This window comes from Micromonospora sp. B006 (genome assembly GCF_003408515.1).
GTDB lineage: Bacteria > Actinomycetota > Actinomycetes > Mycobacteriales > Micromonosporaceae > Micromonospora > Micromonospora echinospora_A.
In genome coordinates, this window is record NZ_CP030865.1 from 6,743,572 (window position 1) to 6,758,619 (window position 15,048).

Sequence of the window (15,048 nt, forward strand, 5' to 3'; positions counted from 1 at the left end):
TGGCGACGGACCTCGCCGGACGAGTGTGGACGGTAAGGGCTGGTCCTAGCCGCCGGGGGTGCTTTCTGCCCCAGGTCAAAGCCCGGTGCTGGTTCCTTCGGGACGAAGAGGTCAAGCCGTAGGGTCAGCGCCTACGTTCGGGCCGAGTGGCCCATACCGCAGCGACGGCGCAGAGCATGAGGCAGACGAATAGGCAACTCAGCGCGCCACACAGCAACATGACCAGAGCCCCGATGCCTTCCACGGGCATCAGCGTAGGCGCTCAGCCAGCCGTGCCCGTAGCGTGCCCGATGTAGCGGTCAGCACCGGTAGGGTTCGGCGCACTCGACGGGCCGAACAGACACTCTCCGTCTAGCATGCACGGAGGCATCACTACCCATCGTGCAAATCAATCCGATTCCCAAGCTGACAGTGTCCGACCCAGCGTTAGATCCGGTTGTAAGAGAGCGGGATCATGAATAACTGCTGGCTGCGGCGGCGATCGTGCCATCGCACGAGGGCCTGTCGGGCGTCCCTGGTCGAGAGCGACCGATTGAACGTCAGATACAGCGGCTGGTTTGGCTGTAGCTCCCCTACCGGCATCTTGGGCCATAACGCGGAGATATCGGGCTCGGCCAGCTCCAGAGAGTTTCCGTCTTCGTCGAACACCTGAACGTCGACCTGCTTCATAGTGGCCGGTCCTTGGTTCGTGACCAGGAGTCGAACTTCGTTGGTCGGACCTGACTTCAGCTGAGCGAGAATCAGATCGAGCTGTACCCGGGGAGTGGCCGCTTGATCCTTCAACCAGGTACGAACCACGCCAAGCCAGAGGCTGAGGATGCTGACCGCAAGTCCCAGCCACGCCGCCACGGTTGTCGCCGTCATGCGTGGCATGCTAGAGGACAGCCACCACCAGAGATGGGTGATTAAGTGGGTGACGACCGGGGCGTCCGTGGTCCGACTTCCATGGACGCCGGTGGACTGTTCTGGCAGCTCCCCCACCGCTTCCGCTGATCGCGTGCGGCCAGCTCGTCGACGGATTGCTCTAGGCACGCGCCGCCGTGGTGGACGGCCCACGGGACCCAACACGCAGAGGGCGCGACCACGACGGTCACGCCCTCTGTCAGCGCTGTGGTGCTGGTTACCGGCGTCCGAGCCATGACCCGAGCAGGCAGGCCAGGAGCATGAAGAACAGGATGCGTCCGACGGGGCGCTGAGGCTTGCGCGGTCCCCAGTTCTTGGGGTTGCTGTAGCGGCTGTGGTTCATCGAACGATCCTCGCACCGCCAGAGTGGCGGTGTTTACCCGTGGACTGGGCAGGGTGTCCGCGAGGACTGGCCGAGCATGGTGGCGACGGTCACTTCTTGGCGATGCGCTCGGCCCACTCGCTGATGGCTCGCAGGTGGTCGGGCGAGCTGTACCCGCCTTGGTCCAAGGCCGACCTGCGGAGCTTGCCGACTGCCTCCCGCAGCGCGGCGAGCTCTTTGGCCACGGCGATCGCGGCGTGCGCCTGGGCCATCTGAGCGAATGCTGCCAAGCCGGCGATTGAGTTTTGCTGCGGGGTCGCGCGGGGACGTGGTGCCGTCCCGGTGACCGGCAACAGACAGCCGCAGCGTTCCGGCGCCCGAGCCCGCCGATGTGAAGGCGGCTACGTGCTCCGCGGCTTGTGATGATGCCCCACAATCCGGGCGATGGCGTGGTGGCGGCGGGTGGAGTGCCCGGTACGGCCGATCGAACAGGAATGGATCGATCGGTCGATGGACTGGTTCGTGGCGCAGTTCGGCACCGACCGGCTGCACGGCGAGGTGATGCTGCCGACCGACGACTATTTCCCCGGCGTCTACCGGGGCACCCGCGACGACATCCGATCAGTGCTCAATCGGCTCTGCGCTCAGATGGGCATCGACCCCGCCCGAGTGGAACTCGAGCACGACGCGGCCGACGACAACCCGGAGTTGTCCGCGCACGTCCCGATCCACGCGCAGTCGAAGGGCGCGGCCGGGCATCACCGCATCCGCGATGGCCGTTCCGTCATCGGGATCCGCGACGATCAGGCGGCTCGTCCGATGGCGCTGGTGGCGACCATCGCTCACGAGTTGGGCCATGTCTTGCTGTTGGGCGACGGCCGGATCTCGGCGCAGCAGCGGGATCAGGAAGCACTCACGGACCTGTTGACCGTGTTCTTCGGCCTTGGCATCTTCAGTGCCAACGCCGCGTTCGAGCACTCCCGAGAAGCCCGGGGTGAGTATGTCTACGCCCGCACCGACCAGCTCGGCTATCTGACCGAGCCCATGTACGGCTACGCGTTGGCCCGGTACGGGTGGCTGCGCGGCGAGGCGGACCCGGGATGGGCGAGGTACGTCGACACCAATCCCCGCAGCTTCCTCAAGCGCGGCCTGCGCTACCTCGCCCACCTGGACCGAACCGGGTAACGGCGGCGTCCCTCATTCGCCGGAGACCGCGCGTCGTCCGGCGCTGGAGTGGCTCTGAACGGGCCGCACGCGTCGAGCGGCCACGTTCGCGGCACCCTGCTGGCCCGCCACCGGGCCGCCGGGTCGGTCGAGCTCGTGCGCCGAGCCGTACCGAGGCAGTCCGGCTACGGGTGCCCTCGGCCGTGGGCGCGGCCCGCCGGCCGTCACGTGTCGTAGAGCCCGTCCCACGGCTCGTGGAATCCGAGGCGATCCGGATACAGCTCGACCCAGTCGACGTGGCTGCCGTCGCCCGCCCGGTCGCCGGACTCGTCGATCAGACCGAACACGACGCCGTCCTGACGGGTCTGGAACAGTCGTACGGCGATGTCGCCGTACGACTTGCCGGGCAGGCTCGCGAGCAGCCCGTCGAGCGCCTCGCTCAGCGCGCCTCGATCCGGAACCCGCGCGATGATCGAGCTCCGGTAGGCCCCGTCGTGGTCGAAGAGGTGCACGTACGCGTGGTGGTCCCACGCCGAGGCGAGGAACAGCCCTTCGTCGTAGCGGCCGATCGTGTCCGTCCGGTGGCCGGGCTCGTGCGCGATGGGAATCAGCCGGGGTACGGGCACTCGATCAACGTAGCGTACGAGCGCGGGGCGCCCGCCGTGACGGCGGACGCCCCGAAGCGTCGACGTGCCGGTCAGCCGATCAGCGTGACCGAGTAGTCGTACGTCGTCCCGGTCACCGAGTACGTCGCGGTCTGCCCGTTCTCGCAGTACGACACGAAGCTGCTCGGCGTGCGCTGCGCGCCGGCCACCGCGTCCACCACCGGCCGGACATCGGCGCCGACCGGCAGCGCGGTGGTGGTGAGATCGATCGTCCGCGACTGGTTGATCGGGTAGGTGTCGGTGTTCGCCGTCTCCAGACCGTTGCTCGCCTGAACACTGAAGGACATCACGAAGGCGGCGTTGTTCACCACGGCGATGCGCTGAACGCAGGGTTCGGCCTGCGCGCTGGCCGCGGAGGCCCCAGCCAGTGCTGATGCACCGGCGGCGAGCGTCCCGACGAGTGCGGCTCCGACGAGCCTGGCGCGGAAGGTCATGGTGTCACCTCTCGGTCGTACGTGGCGCCGGGCGCCGACTGGCGGCGCCCGGCGTTCGGTCCGTATCGAAGTGCCCGAACCTTTCTGATCGAACCCTGTAGATCGCATCATTTTGTGGCGTGCCCACGACTGCCGGTCGGTCCGGCGGCTTGACCGGTGCCAGACTGAGGGATCGAACCCGCTGGCGTGCGAGCGTCCCGGCGCGAGGAGTCCGAAGTGGTGAACTCCGCCCTTTCCGCTGTCGTCCACACGGTCGGAGCCGACCCGACACCGTTGGCGGACTCGGGTCTCGGCCCCGGCGCGACGTACTACACCTTTGTCGTCCTGTCCGGGCTGTTGTTCGCCCCCATTGTCATGTCCGGGCTTGGGTTCCTCTGCGCCGCGGGCATCGGGCTCAGCCGCCGGATCGGTACGGCTGCTGCGATCGTGGTCGTCCTGTTCTATGCGTTGTCGCTGCTCGGCAGTGCCTTCACGTGGCCCGAACTGGAGCACCAGGGAAAGCCGAGTGAGACCCTGTGGCTGATCGTGATCGGTTGCGGCGGCTTCCTGGTGCTGCCCTGGCTGGTCGCGTTCGGCGGCACCAAGCTGGCCATCCGCCCTCGCGGAGTCACGGCCGAGTAGCAGTCAGGCTTCTCGCGGAGGGCTTGGCCGCAGGCTCCGGGCCAGGGCGGGGATCATCACCGCCGCCGCGACCAGGTGCAGCCCGACCAGCGTGACGCTCGTCGTGGCGGCGGCCCCGACGAGGAACGGCGGCGCCAGCGACAGCGCGGTCAGCGCCACCGCCGTCCACACGAACCGCGACGCGGGACGCGCGCTGAACCGCAGCAGCACGGCGGCGATGACGACCCCGACCAGCGAGAAGAAGCCGGTGACCACTGTGAATCCGCCCAGCGGGATCGCCTCGTCACCGCCGTCCGGGACGGCGAAGTCCACGCCGGCGGCCCGCGCGAGCGCCGCGCCGAGCGTGGTGGCCGTCATCGCGGCGAGTGTGGCGACGACGCCGGTGACGGCGAGCCGCCGGAAGCCGTGCGGGCGACTCACCGTGACGGCGGTGTCGGTGCTGCTGCTCATGTCGTTCCTCCAGGGGCTGTGGTGAGGCGTGAGGATCCGCACCGTCGCGGTACGACGGCCGGGGTTGCGCAGCGCGCGTACGCCGGTGCCGCGCACCCAGAAACCGGCGTCGCGGCCGAGGACCGGCCCGGGCGCGCCGTCGCGCAGCTCCAGCTGCACCCGTCCGCGTGTGACCACGCCGTACGCGTGCTGCCACTGGGCCGCGACCACCGCGACGCGCGCGCCGCCGGGCAGCGCGAGCGTCCGCACCGGCACTACGGCGTACGGTGGGCCGGCAGGCGCTCGGGCAGCCCGAGGCGCGGGAACTGGTCGGCGTGGAACGTGACGATCTCGGTGATCGCCCCGCCGGTGACGCGCAGGGCGTCGACGGTGAGCGGCAGGTACGCGGCGTCGCTCTCCTGCCACAGGTAGAACGCGACGGCGGGCTGCCGGTTCACGGCGGTGGGCAGGGCCCGCATGCTGCCCAGGCTCTCGAAGCCGTCCGCGACCCAGTCGGCGACCACCGCGTCCCGGCCGATCTGCAGCCCCGGGGTGGGGGGCATCGAGCAGCGCACGTCGTCGCGCAGCATGGCGGCGAGCGCGCCGACGTCCTTGGCGACGGCGGCGTCGGTGAAGCGGCGTACCAGCTCGCGGGTCCGGGTGTCCGTCTCGTCGCCGGTCCAGTCCTGCCGCTGCGCGGGCAGGTGTTCCCGCATGCCGGCGCGGGCGCGCTGCAACGCGCTGTTCACCGAGTTGACCGAGTCGCCGAGCAGTTCCGCGACGTCCTTCGCCGGCCAGCCGAGCACGTCGCGCAGGATCAGCACGGCACGCGGGCGTGGCGCGAGGTGCTGCACCGCGACCAGGTACGCCAGCTCGATCGTCTCCCGCGCCACCGCGACGGTCTCCGGCTCGTCCGCGCCGGCCGCGGGCAGCTCGTCGAGCAGCCGGTCGGGGTAGGGCTGCAGCCACCGCACCTCGCCGCCGCTCGCCGGCTCGGGACGGCACTTGGCCAGCAGGTCCAGGCAGGCGTTCGTGGCGATCCGGTACAGCCAGGCCCGGAACGTCGAACGGCCGGCGAACGTCTCGCGCCGCCGCCAGGCCCGCAGGAACGTCTCCTGGACGGTGTCCTCGGCGTCCTCGAACGACCCGAGCATCCGGTAGCAGTGCACGTGCAGCTCCCGCCGGTGCCGCTGCGCCAGCCCGGCGAACGCCGGCTCGTCGACCTCACCCAGGTCGCGTACGTCCAGCTCCGCCTGCCGTGTCTCCGCACCCATCACGTCATCCTTCCGCCTCGTCGTGGCCTGTCCCAGGTGTGACGGGTACGGGCGGGAAAACTCATCACCGCCGCCCGCTCCCGGGGGTGACGGGCGGTACTACCGTTCGCGCCATGCAGTTCTCGATCGACCGGGATTCCGTGTGCATGGGCGACGACATCGATGCGCATCGCGTGACTCTCGACGTGCGCCCGAGTCGGACCCTCGGCTCGCTTCTGGCGCAGGCCCTGCGCGAGTACCGCCTGGCCGCCGTCGGCGGCGAGATCTCCTGGATCGCCGAGGTCACCTACGGCGGCTACCGGCGCGACGAGCGCGGCCTCGTGCACCCGCCGATGAGTCACGCGCTCGCGCTGCTGCACGTGCCGTATCCGGAGGGCGAGTCGACGATCATCCCGTTGAGCAACTACTTCCTCGGCATGCCGTTGCGTCAGATGGCGGAGCGGGCCGGCGGGGCCGAGGTGACCCTCAACTTCCACTACCTCAGCGAGGGGGCCCGCTGGCGTCCGGAGGACTTCATCGCCCGGTTCAAGTGATGGCGAACGGTCAGCCCGTCCGCGGGGCGTACATGATGACGGCGACGCCGACCAGGCAGATGGCCGCGCCGACGAGGTCGTAGCGGTCGGGCCGGAACTTGTCGACCACCATGCCCCAGGCGAGCGACCCGGCGACGAACACGCCGCCGTAGGCGGCGAGGATGCGGCCGAAGTTCGCGTCCGGCTGGAACGTGGCGACGAACCCGTAGGCGCCGAGCGCGATCACCCCGGCGGCGATCCAGAGCAGCCCGCGGTTCTCCCGCCAGCCCTGCCACACCAGCCAGGCGCCGCCGATCTCGGCGAGCGCGGCGAGCAGGAACAGCAGGATCGACCGTACGACCGTCATGCGTCAGACCGTAGCCGGGTCGTGGTCGGCGAAGGGCAGGGGACAGCGAGGGCTGTCGGCGCAGGTGATCAGGTCGTCGCAGCCGGCCGAGATCGCGGCCCGGAGCGTGTCGCGGACGACGGTGAGGTCCGCCAGCCGCCGCTCCACCTCGGCGAGCTTGTCGCGGGCCCGGGTCCGCATGCCGATGTCCTGCCGTCCGGCCGCGAGCAGGTCGGCGACCTCGGCGAGCGTGAAGCCGAGACGTTGCGCGGCCTTCACCACCCGCAGCAGGGTGACCGCCTCGGCCGGGTAGAGGCGGTGTCCGCCCGGCGACCGCCGGGGCGCGGGGAGCAGTCCGCGTCGCTCGTAGTAGCGCAGCGTCTGCACGGTGACCCCGGCCGCGTCGGCGAGCCGGCCGCTGCGCAGCTCCGCCTCGCCCATCACCGGCCCCGCGCGGCCGTGACCCGCAGGGCCAGGGCGTCGAGTACGCCGACACGGGCGTCCGGGACCCGGATGTCGAGCGTCAACGTGTCGCCGTCCGGGCGGGCGAGGTCGAACGTGAAGAAGGAACAGCAGGCCGACTCGCGGTCGATCAGGTCTCGGGCCAGCGGTTCGGCGCGGCAGTCGAGGCGCAGCCGCAGGTGCCGGGCGGTCAGCCGGTCGGCGCCGCGCAGCGCGTCGTGGAACAGCCCGTCGAACTCGGCCAGCCGCAGCGGCCGTTCGGCGGTGGGCAGCGTGCAGGCGTCGGGCACCCAGGAATCGTCGGTCACCTCTCGACGGTAAGCCCGTACCGGGGTACCGGATGCAAGCCCGGCGCCGCGCAGCGGCGCGCCGCCCGTGAACCGGGCTCCCGGTCGGCGGTGGCCGACTCGAAGCAGACGTTGCTGTGCACGTACCTCTCGGTGGTCCTGCTCGTCGGCCTGGCCCTCAACGGCCTGTTCAGTTGGACCGGCGAGACCTGCTGCGCCGCCTGCGGCCCGCCGGGCCCGCAGGCGTGATCACCGGCCGCTACCTGCGGCGACGTCGGGAATACGGCTGTGCTCGACGGCCCGGCGGGCTACCGTCACCGGAGTACGGGCCGACGCCGGATCAGGCGCCGCGTCCACGCCCCCGCCGTCGGCGTTGACGTGGCGGAAACGCCCGAGGGCGAGCATGGGTACGACGAAAGGGGCGGACATGACCGACGAGGTGACGTCGCAGGTCCCGCCGGACCCGGCTCCCGTGCTCAGCGCGCCCGCCGGTACCGGGCCGGTCGGACCGCCGAGCAGCCTGGACCTGTGGGCGCGGGCCCAGGTGCTGCACCGCTGCTTCGGCGACGACGACGGCGAGCCGCACATCATGCGCGGCCTGGACTGACCGCCGCAGCTCAGCGCACCGTCACGCCGGCCCGCGCCAGCGTCTCCCACCAGGACGCGAGATCGGGAACCGGCTCGGCGTGGGCGGTGAGTTCGTCCAGCCGCCGCAGTTGTTCCCTGCTCGGGGCCGGTGAGACGGTGGCGCCCACGCCGACCAGGGCGTACCGGCGGCCGCCGACGGTGAGCAGCATCGTGCCGAAGATCGTTCCCCGGGCCTCGACCTGCCCGGCGGGCGCGGCGAACACCTCCGCGCCGCGCCGGTCGCCGGCCCGCAGCCAGCCCTCGTCGAGCGTCATCAGCACCGGCACGCACCGCCGGCCGTTCCAGAGGCTGCGTCGCCAGTAGACAATTCCGGCGTACGACGGGCGCGGCTCCACCCCGGCGACGGTACCCGGGCCGATCCAGGGTGACCGGCGCGGACGCCCGGGACGCCGTCGCTCGGCACCCGGTGAACGTTTCCCGGCGGCGGTGCGTGTGAGCCGGTGAGCATCACCGGCGTCCGCCGGGGGTACTGCTGCGGGACACGGGCACGACAGCCGGGAGGTCATGGTGGGGGACAGGGCGGTACGTCAGGGGCGCGGGCCGATCGCCGGACTGGTGGTGGCCGCGCTGGTGGCAGCCGGCTGCATGGCCGGCGGCGTCGACCAGGGCGAGCCGCAGCAGCCCGCACCCCGCAGCAGCGGGCAGCCCGAGTCGCAGACCACCCGGGCGGACGGCACCACGAGCGTCGCCGAGTTCAAGCAGGACATCGAGGACGCGGTCCGGCTGGCCGAACGCTACTGGGCGCAGCAGTTCCGCGCCTCCGGTCAGCGTTTCACCCCGATCCGGCGGGTGGTGCCCTACAGCCGCGAGGGCGAGGTGGCCTGCGCCGGGCAGGCGCTGCCGCGCAACAACGCGGTGTACTGCTCGGCCGGCGACTTCATCGCCTACGACGTGAACTGGTCGGTGGCGGCGTTCCGGCAGATCGGCGACGCGTTCCTGTTCTATCTGCTCGGCCACGAGTACGCCCACGGCATGCAGGTGCGGCTGGGCATCCGCTACAACTTCACCATCCAGCAGGAGTTGCAGGCGGACTGCATGGCCGGGGCGTACCTCGGTGACAGCGTGCGTTCCGGGGCGCTGGAGCTGGAGGACGGTGACCTGGAGGAGTTCCGGGAAGGGCTGCTGGCGGTTGGTGACGACCCCGACCAGCCGTGGTTCGCCGAGGGCTCGCACGGCACCGCCGAGCAGCGCAGCGACTCGTTCTTCCGGGGGTACGAGAAGCCGCTGGGCGCGTGCGGCCTCGGGTGATGCCGCGCGTCACCCCGGTCGGGGACGGTGGTGGGCGGGCCCGGCGCGGCTGGCAGGATCGGCGGGGTACGCGTACCGAAGGAGGCCCCCGCTGATCAGCAAGCACCCCGCCGCCGTGCTCTTCGACATGGACGGCACCCTGGTCGACAGCGAGAAACTGTGGGACGTCGCGTTGCAGGAGCTGGCCGCCGTGTACGGCGGTGTCCTGTCCGACGACGCCCGCCGCGCGATCGTCGGCACCGGGATGGCCGACGCGATGCGGATCGTGCACGACGACCTGGGCCAGCCGCAACGGGACGTACAGGAGAGCGCCGACTGGATCAGCGCCCGGATCCTGGACCTGTTCCGCACCGGGCTGCGGTGGCGTCCGGGCGCGCTGGCGCTGCTGCGGGCGGTACGCGACGCCGGCATCCCCACCGCGCTGGTCACCTCCAGCGGCCGGTCCCTGGTCGAGGTGGCCCTGGACACGCTGGGCCGGGACAGCTTCGACGCGGTGGTCTGCGGCGACGAGGTGGACGCGGCCAAGCCGCACCCCGAGCCGTACCTGACCGCCGCGCGCCTGCTGGGCGTGCCGGTCGAGCGGTGCGTGGCGATCGAGGACTCACCGACCGGAGTGGCGAGCGCCCTCGCAGCCGGCGCGGCGGTGCTGGCCGTACCGGCCGAGGTGCCGCTCGCGCCCGCCGACGGCGTACATCAGGTGGAGAGCCTGCTCGGGGCGGACCTGGAGCTGCTCGCGGCGCTGCTCAACCGTTAGGAAGGGCCCCTTCTTATGCACGAGGCGTTAAGAAGGGGCCCTTCCTTTCACCTCAGTCGTGGGCGATGGCGCCCAGGACGTTGATCCGCGCGGCGCGGATCGCCGGCAGCACCGCCGCGACCACGCCGATGATCGCGGCGAGGATCAGGAACGTCACCATCTGACCCCACGGCAGGACCAGGTCGGTGATGCCCTCGTCCTTGAGCGCCTCGACCACCGCCGCGCCGAGACCGGTGCCGACCACCACGCCCAGCAGCGCGCCGAAGATGGAGATCACCACCGCCTCGACCGTGATCATGCGCATGGTCTGGGCGCGGCGCAGGCCGATCGCCCGCAGCAGACCCAGCTCCCGGGTCCGTTCCAGCACCGACAGCGCGAGCGTGTTGATGATGCCCAGCACCGCGATGACGATGGCCAGCGCCAGCAGGATCTGGATCATCTGGAGCAGGGAGTCCAGCTGGCCGGTCTGCTGCTTGATGAACGCGGCCCGGTCGGCCACCGACACCTCCGGGCTGTCCGCCAGCAGCCGCTCGACCTGCGGCTGCACCGCGCCCACCGACGTGCCGGGGGCGAGCTGGAGGAAGCCCTGGATGGGCTGCGGGATGGCGAAGTCCGCTGTTGCCTGCGGCGGCAGCGTCACCGGGTTGGTCAGCTGCGAGCTCTCGTAGATGCCGCTGACCGTGTAGGTGCGGGCCTCCCCGCGGGACAGCTGCACCGGCACCGTCGAGCCGACGGTGAGGTTGCGTGCCTTCGCGGTGTCCGAGCTGACCAGCATCTGGTCCGCCGCCAGTTTGCTGATGTCACCGGCGGCGGCCTTCGCCCCGAAGATCTGCTGGAGCGCGGCCACGTTGCTCGTCGCGGCCACCCAGGTCCGCTCGCCGCCGACCACCGCCATGTCGCCGTACTCGCCGGAGACCATCCGCACGCCCGGGATCGCGGCGGCCTTCTCCAGCACTGCCGGGTCGAAGCTCGCCGGACGCGGCCCGGTCGTGGACCCGGAGATCACCAGTTCCGCCTTGATGGTGTCCTCGGCCAGCTTGCCGATGCTGCCCTTGGCCGAGTCCAGGATCACCGTCACGCCGGTGACCAGGGCGATGCCCACCATCAGCGCGGCCGCGGTGATCGCGGTGCGGCGCGGGTTGCGGCCCGAGTTGAGCCGGCCCAGCTTGCCCGGCACCGACCAGGAGAACATCGCGCCCAGCAGCGAGACCACCGGCCGGCTGATCACCGGCGTCAGCAGGGCCACCCCGATGAACGCGAACAGCACGCCGCCGAGGATGGTCGCCAGGGTGCTGCCGCCGGCGTGCCCGCCGAGGCCGAGGAACAGCAGCACCGCGCCGATGCCGGTGACCACGGCGCCGCCGATGGTGACCTTGGTCAGCGGACGGTCCGGCGTGGCGACGTCCTGCATCGCGGCGATCGGCGGGATGCGCGAGGCGCGCAGCGCCGGCAGCAGCGCGGCGATCACAGTGATGAGCATGCCGACCGCGAACGCGCCGATCACCGCCGAGGCCGGCACGCCCAGCCCGGCCAGGGTCAGACCCCCGGCGAGCTGACCGAACAGGTACGCCAGCAGCGCGCCCACGCCGATGCCGGCGGCGAGCCCCAGCACCGAGGCGATCAGGCCGACCGCGAGCGCTTCCAGCACCACCGAGCCGATGACCTGCTTGCCGCTGGCCCCGATCGCGCGCATCAGGGCCAGCTCACGGGTGCGCTGCGCCACGATGATCGAGAACGTGTTGAGGATCAGGAACGTGCCGACCAGCAGCGCCACCGCGGCGAACCCGAGGAGGATCTTGTTGAAGAACGACAGTCCTTCCTTGAGGCCGGCCGAGGCGTCGGCGGCGAGCTGCTCGCCGGTCTTGACCTGGTAGTCGGCGCCCAGTGTGCGGGCCAGCTCGTCGCGCAGCGCGGCCGGCGTGGTGCCGTCGGCGGCCTGGACGCTGAGGCTGCTGAACACGTCCGGCTTGCCCAGCATCAGCTGCTGCGCCACCGGGGTGGTGAAGTAGACCTCGTTGGCGCCACCGATCGAGTCCCGGCCGCCGCTGTAGCCGAACACGCCGACGAGCGTGAACTCCTTCTTCGGCGCCAGCGTCAGCACGCCGACCCGGTCGCCGACCTTGACCTTGCCCGCCTCGGCCAGCGCGGTGTTGATCACGATCTCGTCGTCGGCCTGCGGCGCGCGGCCCTCGCGCAGCTCCACCAGGTCGCTCTCACCGAGCCAGTTCTGGCCCAGCTGCGGCGGGCCGAACGAGGTGACCACCTTGCCGTTGCTGCCGATCATGCGGGCGCCCTCGGCGGCCACCACGCCCTCGACGTCGGCGACGCCCGGCACCGCCTTGACCCGGTCGAGCACCGACGCCGGCATCGGGGTGCTCAGCGGCATCCCCTCGGCCGTCGACACGTCGATCTTCGGCTTCGCCTCGACGCTCACGTCGACCTCGGCGTACGCGTCGGCGAAGACCGCGTCGAAGGATCGCCCGAGCGTGTCGGTGAGCACGAACGCGCCGGAGACGAACATGACGCCGAGCACCACCGCCAGGCCGGACAGCAGCAGGCGCAGCTTGCGCGCCAGCAGGCTCTTGAGCGTTGCCCGCAGCATCAGTTGCCCACCTCGACCGGGGCGTCCAGCTTCTTCATCGTGTCCAGCACCGTCTCGGCGGTCGGCTCGATCAGCTCCGAGACGATCTGCCCGTCGGCGAGGAAGACCACCCGGTCGGCGTACGCGGCGGCGGTCGGGTCGTGCGTGACCATGACGATGGTCTGGCCGTGTTCGCGTACCGAGTTGCGCAGGAACTTGAGCACCTCGGCGCCGGAGCGGGAGTCCAGGTTGCCGGTCGGCTCGTCCGCGAAGATCACCTCGGGGCGCGCCACGAGCGCCCGGGCGCACGCCACGCGCTGCTGCTGGCCGCCGGAGAGCTGCGCCGGGCGGTGCCCGAGCCGATCCCGCAGACCGACGGTGTCGATCACCGTGTCGTACCAGGCCTGGTCTGGCTTGCGCCCGGCGATCGACAGCGGCAGCAGGATGTTCTCCTGCGCGGTGAGCGTCGGCAAGAGGTTGAACTGCTGGAAGATGAAGCCCACCTTGTCGCGGCGCAGCTTCGTCAGACCCGCGTCGTTGAGACCGGTCACAGTGGTGTCGCCGATCATCACGGTGCCCTTGGTCACCGTGTCCAGACCCGCGAGGCAGTGCATCAGCGTGGACTTCCCGGAGCCGGACGGCCCCATGATCGCCGTGAACCGGCCGCGTTCGAACTCGGCGCTCACCCCTCGCAGCGCGGCGACCTGTGCCTCGCCGCTGCCGTACACCTTCCACACATCGTTCGCCCGGGCCGCGGCCTGCTCTCGGCCTACCGTCGCGGTCACGTCATCTACCTCTTCCGTATGTCGTTCTCATGCCGCACCGCCCCCGCTGGCCGGTGCGGCGTGATCCATCCTCGGGGCCGCGAGGTCGAAAACCCTCCGACCTGGGGTGGAATCCGCGCCGATCTTCTGGTGAGGGTCGCCCCCTATCCGGGCTCAGGGTGACCCCTGACCGGCCGGCGGCGCCGACGTTAGGGCCTTACCTGGCGTGATGGTCAACACATCAGCCCCGCCGCTGGTCACGGTAGGTGACACGCGCCACCTCACCGGCCCGGACGGACCAGACCCGTCTCGTACGCGAGCACGACCGCCTGCACCCGATCGCGCAACCGTAGCTTCGTCAGCACATGCCCGACATGGGTTTTCACAGTGGTCTCGCTGACCGACAGCACCCGGGCGATCTCCGCGTTGGACAGACCGCGCGCCATGTGGACGAGCACCTCACGCTCCCGGTCGGTCAGCGGGTCCAGCGCCCGCGCCGGCGCGGCCGCCGGGTCGGGCAGCAGCTCGGCGAAGCGGTCCAGCAGCCGGCGCAGGATGCGCGGCGACATCACCGCGTCCCCGGCTGCGACCGTACGGATCGCGGCGACCAGGTCCTCGGCCGGCACGTCCTTGGTCAGAAACCCGCTGGCCCCGGCCCGCAGCGATCCGACGACGTGTTCGTCATGCTCGAACGTGGTGAGCACGAGCACCCGCACCGGCAGCCGGGCGGACACGATCGCGCGCGTAGCGGCCACCCCGTCCATCCGCGGCATCCGGATGTCCATCAGCACCACGTCGGGCAGCAGCCGCCGGGCCAGCTCCACCGCCTCCGCGCCGTCGCCGGCCTCACCCACCACGTCCAGGTCGTCCTCCGCGCCCAGGACCATCCGGAATCCGGTACGCAGCAGCGGCTGGTCGTCGGCGAGCAGGACCCGCACCGGCCGGGACACGGCGCCGTCGGTCATGCGTCCCCCTCCTCGTCCGGGCGGCGGTCCGGCCGGGACCGGTCGGCGCCGGCACGCGCCCGCGATCCGCCCGGCGTGCAACCGGGCCGCGTCAACCACCGTAGAGGGCGCCGACCGCCCGGTCGTCGGTCAGGCCGCCCCGATCCCGCAGGTTGGCCGGGCTCCGCGCGCCTGGCCGGCGGGATCGTGGGCGATCTGTGTGCCGGGTCCGCGCGGGGTCGCGGGCGGTCTGCGTGCCGGGTCCGCGCGGGGTCGCGGACGGTCTGTGTGCCGGGTCCGCGTGGGCTCTGTGTGCCGGGCCCGCGTGGGACGTGGGCGGTCTGTGTGCCGGGCCTGCGCTGGAGCGCGGGCGCCCACGGTGGGCCGGCGCCGCAGGCGTCCGAGGGTGACCCGGAACCCGATTTGCCGCGCGGCGACCTGGCGCCGGACTCGCCCGGCTCGGGGAGCGCTACGCGCCCGCTCGGCGAGCCCGTTCCAGCTGGTGGTGCACGCCCGCACGCATGATCGACTCCACCTCGCCGAGGTGGCTACATCCCACCTCCATCCACCCCGCCACCTCCCCGATGTGGCTCGCGTGCCTGGTCGCCACTGACGGTGTGATCGACATTTGTTGGGGAAAGTTGCGGCATCGTGCACCCGTTGACCCCGTCACCTCCCCGATGTGGCTCG

The 15,048-nt window shown here is 71.4% G+C and carries 20 protein-coding genes and 1 pseudogene; 7 read left to right on the top strand and 14 right to left on the bottom strand.

The features are described from left to right. Positions 1 to 426: 426 nt before the first annotated feature. Both MicB006_RS30215 and MicB006_RS30220 read right to left on the bottom strand, forming a co-directional pair. A complete protein-coding gene (locus MicB006_RS30215) occupies positions 427 to 864 on the bottom strand; it encodes a hypothetical protein (protein WP_152037917.1) in 438 nt (145 codons plus the stop codon). A 471-nt stretch (positions 865 to 1,335) separates the two neighbouring features. Continuing rightward, positions 1,336 to 1,515: a hypothetical protein gene (locus tag MicB006_RS30220; protein ID WP_116510692.1), complete on the bottom strand. Its 180-nt coding sequence runs from the start codon at positions 1,513 to 1,515 to the stop codon at positions 1,336 to 1,338. 154 nt (positions 1,516 to 1,669) lie between these two features. Here MicB006_RS30220 and MicB006_RS30225 point away from each other — a divergent pair, with 154 nt between their 5' ends. After that, entirely contained in the window at positions 1,670 to 2,410 is a 741-nt protein-coding gene (locus MicB006_RS30225; protein WP_116510694.1) for a hypothetical protein, read from the top strand. A 203-nt stretch (positions 2,411 to 2,613) separates the two neighbouring features. Here MicB006_RS30225 and MicB006_RS30230 read toward each other — a convergent pair whose 3' ends face one another. After that, positions 2,614 to 3,015 (bottom strand): hypothetical protein, encoded by a 402-nt coding sequence (locus tag MicB006_RS30230; RefSeq protein WP_116510696.1) that lies wholly within the window; start codon positions 3,013 to 3,015, stop codon positions 2,614 to 2,616. Positions 3,016 to 3,086: 71 nt separating this feature from the next. Continuing rightward, positions 3,087 to 3,488, bottom strand: coding sequence for a hypothetical protein (locus MicB006_RS30235; protein ID WP_116510698.1), 402 nt, complete (start codon positions 3,486 to 3,488; stop codon positions 3,087 to 3,089). 216 nt (positions 3,489 to 3,704) lie between these two features. Between MicB006_RS30235 and MicB006_RS30240 the strand changes: the two genes are divergently transcribed. Beyond that, on the top strand, positions 3,705 to 4,109 hold the full coding sequence (locus MicB006_RS30240; RefSeq protein ID WP_116510700.1) for a hypothetical protein: 405 nt from the start codon (positions 3,705 to 3,707) through the stop codon (positions 4,107 to 4,109). A 3-nt stretch (positions 4,110 to 4,112) separates the two neighbouring features. Here the strand turns inward: MicB006_RS30240 and MicB006_RS30245 are convergent, their stop codons facing one another. Then, complete coding sequence (locus MicB006_RS30245) at positions 4,113 to 4,814, bottom strand: DUF6069 family protein (protein ID WP_116510702.1); 702 nt, start codon at positions 4,812 to 4,814, stop codon at positions 4,113 to 4,115. After that, positions 4,814 to 5,812 carry an RNA polymerase subunit sigma-70 gene (locus MicB006_RS30250; protein ID WP_116510703.1) on the bottom strand — a complete coding sequence of 333 codons (999 nt, stop codon included), beginning with the start codon at positions 5,810 to 5,812 and terminating at the stop codon, positions 4,814 to 4,816. Before MicB006_RS30250 ends, MicB006_RS30245 begins: the two co-directional genes overlap by 1 nt. 113 nt (positions 5,813 to 5,925) lie before the next feature. On the opposite strand from MicB006_RS30250, the gene MicB006_RS30255 reads away from it, so the two are divergent. Beyond that, on the top strand, positions 5,926 to 6,345 hold the full coding sequence (locus MicB006_RS30255; protein ID WP_116510706.1) for a hypothetical protein: 420 nt from the start codon (positions 5,926 to 5,928) through the stop codon (positions 6,343 to 6,345). Positions 6,346 to 6,355: 10 nt separating this feature from the next. Here the strand turns inward: MicB006_RS30255 and MicB006_RS30260 are convergent, their stop codons facing one another. From MicB006_RS30260 to MicB006_RS30270, 3 genes are read right to left on the bottom strand one after another with little or no spacing between them, the layout of a single operon-like run. After that, on the bottom strand, positions 6,356 to 6,691 hold the full coding sequence (locus MicB006_RS30260) for a YnfA family protein (protein ID WP_116510707.1): 336 nt from the start codon (positions 6,689 to 6,691) through the stop codon (positions 6,356 to 6,358). A gap of 3 nt (positions 6,692 to 6,694) precedes the next feature. Next, positions 6,695 to 7,111 (bottom strand): MerR family transcriptional regulator, encoded by a 417-nt coding sequence (locus tag MicB006_RS30265; RefSeq protein WP_116510709.1) that lies wholly within the window; start codon positions 7,109 to 7,111, stop codon positions 6,695 to 6,697. Next, positions 7,111 to 7,440 carry a hypothetical protein gene (locus tag MicB006_RS30270; RefSeq protein ID WP_116510711.1) on the bottom strand — a complete coding sequence of 110 codons (330 nt, stop codon included), beginning with the start codon at positions 7,438 to 7,440 and terminating at the stop codon, positions 7,111 to 7,113. The genes MicB006_RS30265 and MicB006_RS30270 overlap by 1 nt, the downstream gene beginning before the upstream one ends. 48 nt (positions 7,441 to 7,488) lie before the next feature. Here MicB006_RS30270 and MicB006_RS30275 point away from each other — a divergent pair. Then, a pseudogene (locus MicB006_RS30275) lies at positions 7,489 to 7,638 on the top strand (cobalt transporter); the annotation flags it as partial. A 30-nt stretch (positions 7,639 to 7,668) separates the two neighbouring features. On the opposite strand, the gene MicB006_RS31750 reads toward MicB006_RS30275, so the two are convergent. Then, positions 7,669 to 7,848: a hypothetical protein gene (locus MicB006_RS31750; RefSeq protein ID WP_152037918.1), complete on the bottom strand. Its 180-nt coding sequence runs from the start codon at positions 7,846 to 7,848 to the stop codon at positions 7,669 to 7,671. On the opposite strand from MicB006_RS31750, the gene MicB006_RS30280 reads away from it, so the two are divergent. Further along, complete coding sequence (locus MicB006_RS30280) at positions 7,847 to 8,026, top strand: hypothetical protein (RefSeq protein ID WP_043324402.1); 180 nt, start codon at positions 7,847 to 7,849, stop codon at positions 8,024 to 8,026. The genes MicB006_RS31750 and MicB006_RS30280 overlap by 2 nt on opposite strands. 10 nt (positions 8,027 to 8,036) lie before the next feature. On the opposite strand, the gene MicB006_RS30285 is transcribed toward MicB006_RS30280, so the two are convergent. Beyond that, positions 8,037 to 8,402: a hypothetical protein gene (locus tag MicB006_RS30285; RefSeq protein WP_116510713.1), complete on the bottom strand. Its 366-nt coding sequence runs from the start codon at positions 8,400 to 8,402 to the stop codon at positions 8,037 to 8,039. Positions 8,403 to 8,574: 172 nt separating this feature from the next. Here MicB006_RS30285 and MicB006_RS30290 point away from each other — a divergent pair, with 172 nt between their 5' ends. Both MicB006_RS30290 and MicB006_RS30295 read left to right on the top strand, forming a co-directional pair. Next, positions 8,575 to 9,315: a neutral zinc metallopeptidase gene (locus MicB006_RS30290; protein WP_116511989.1), complete on the top strand. Its 741-nt coding sequence runs from the start codon at positions 8,575 to 8,577 to the stop codon at positions 9,313 to 9,315. 115 nt (positions 9,316 to 9,430) lie between these two features. Beyond that, positions 9,431 to 10,069, top strand: coding sequence for an HAD family phosphatase (locus MicB006_RS30295; RefSeq protein WP_073829678.1), 639 nt, complete (start codon positions 9,431 to 9,433; stop codon positions 10,067 to 10,069). 52 nt (positions 10,070 to 10,121) lie between these two features. Here MicB006_RS30295 and MicB006_RS30300 read toward each other — a convergent pair whose 3' ends face one another. The 3 genes from MicB006_RS30300 to MicB006_RS30310 all read right to left on the bottom strand — a co-directional run bounded on the left by MicB006_RS30300 (position 10,122) and on the right by MicB006_RS30310 (position 14,379). After that, complete coding sequence (locus MicB006_RS30300; protein WP_116510715.1) at positions 10,122 to 12,671, bottom strand: ABC transporter permease; 2,550 nt, start codon at positions 12,669 to 12,671, stop codon at positions 10,122 to 10,124. Further along, entirely contained in the window at positions 12,671 to 13,435 is a 765-nt protein-coding gene (locus tag MicB006_RS30305) for an ABC transporter ATP-binding protein (RefSeq protein WP_073829676.1), read from the bottom strand. Before MicB006_RS30305 ends, MicB006_RS30300 begins: the two co-directional genes overlap by 1 nt. Positions 13,436 to 13,695: 260 nt before the next feature. Next, positions 13,696 to 14,379 (bottom strand): response regulator transcription factor, encoded by a 684-nt coding sequence (locus MicB006_RS30310; protein ID WP_073829675.1) that lies wholly within the window; start codon positions 14,377 to 14,379, stop codon positions 13,696 to 13,698. Positions 14,380 to 15,048 lie beyond the last annotated feature (669 nt).